Annotated in this window: 1 protein-coding gene; it reads left to right on the top strand. The window is 39.8% G+C overall.

Annotated features, from left to right (window positions below; all coding sequences use genetic code 11):
• Positions 1-547: 547 nt before the first annotated feature.
• Positions 548-1,807, top strand: coding sequence for a group II intron reverse transcriptase/maturase (gene ltrA, locus ACSSV5_RS12235; protein ID WP_454246099.1), 1,260 nt, complete (start codon positions 548-550; stop codon positions 1,805-1,807).
• The last annotated feature ends 69 nt before the right edge of the window (positions 1,808-1,876 follow it).

Here is a 1,876-nt window from a genome sequence, read left to right as displayed (position 1 = left end):
GACCCTGGCATTTGTTTCAGGTGGATTCACGTAAAGAGTACGATGAGGATTGGTCTCTCGGCTGGGAGTGATTAGGCACACCAGTCAAACCGCCTTATGGGGCTTTCCTTTCACGGGTTGGTCTTGAGCGATAAGGTTAAATGCACTACCTGTGTTGTTTTCAGAGTAGTTTGCTATGGTAGGAGTAAAGAAGCTGAAAGAGACGAGATTGAACCCTTGTAGAAGTGTCGTAAACAACTTTAGTATTGTCAAAATCGAGGGATGGGCGGTCTTGCGAGAACAGAACTTGACATGATACCTATTTCTGGTCAAGTGGCAATCGGCATAAAGAGGGCAGGAGCTTTGCTTACGGCTCAATTACGGAACAGGAGAAGCTAATTAATAGTGCAAAAATACCACAACCCCGAAGGGCAAGGTAGAAAGTAGCGATACTGTTAATTAGTGGCGGATTAGTCTGTAGTAGTGATGAAGTTTCTGTAATGGAAATGGAGCGAAGGGACTGACTTAACAGTTTTAAATTGTATTACAACTAAAGATTTTTTTTAGGATGATTTTCAAAGAGAAACAAAAGTCGCAACCGATATTAAAGCGACAGGTATGGGATGCCTTTAAAAAGGTAAAGAGTAACAAAGGTACTTCAGGTGTTGATAATTTGTCAGTACAAGAAGTACATTCACGTCCTATGAAATACTTATATCCTGTATGGAATAGGTTAGCCAGTGGTAGTTATTTTCCAGTACCTGTGCGCGAGGTAGAAATACCCAAAGAAGACGGTCGAATCAGGAAGCTTGGCATTCCAACAGTACAAGACCGAACGGCTCAAATGGTAATAAGAGAAGAATTAGAACAGATTGTAGATAAACAGTTTAGTAAAGATTCTTTTGGCTATCGACCAAACAAATCAGCGCATCAAGCCATAAAGCAATGCAGGGAAAACTGCATGAAAATGGATTGGGTGATAGATTTGGATATCAAGAGTTTTTTTGATGAGATAGACCATGACTTAATGCTTAAAGCATTAGGACATTTTACCAAAGAAAAGCATATTCACTTGTATGTAGCACGTTGGTTAAAGGCTCCAATTCAAAAGAAAGACGGTAGTATTCATTCACGAGACAAAGGCACACCACAAGGAGGTGTTATTAGCCCATTACTGGCAAACATTTTCTTGCATGTTGTTTTTGATAAGTGGATTGAGAACAACCACCCGGAAGTAAAGTTTGAGCGCTATGCTGATGATATTATCATCCATTGCGATAATTTTAAACAAGCCTTGCGGACGTTGGAAGCGGTAAAAGCCCGATTTAAACAGTGCAAATTGCAGATAAAAGACGGCAAGAGCAATATCGTTTATTGCAAACGCAACCAAAAGAAGCATCCACCATTTAAGGTTCATTATGTAACATTCGATTTTCTTGGATTTACATTTAAGCCAAGAATGGTAAAGGGCTATTTTGGGAACTTTCATTTGGGATTTACACCGTCAATCAGTCGTAAACGACAGAAACGCATCAATCAAACTTTGTTTAAGATGAAACTTCATCGTATGGTTCATTTACGCCTGCCAGATTTGGCAGGCATAATAGCAGAAAAAGTACGAGGTTGGATTAATTATTACGGCAAAGTAAGAATGAGTGAATTACACTATGTATTTCGTTTCTTGAATATGCGTCTGGCAAAATGGGTACGCAACAAATATCGGAGATTTAGGCGTAAACACTGGTTTTTTGCCTACAAATGGTTACAGGAAACTGCAAAGCATTATCCTAATCTGTTTGTGCATTGGCAATACGGTTTTACGCCATAGACTTGTTAAGAAGAGCCGTATGATGGGAGACTATCACGTACGGTTCTGTGAGAGGTTTAGGGGTGAGAT

Source organism: Psychroflexus sp. MBR-150 (genome assembly GCF_053628795.1).
The sequence above is the reverse complement of the archived record's forward strand: the minus strand, read 5'-3'. Positions and strand labels throughout refer to the sequence as shown.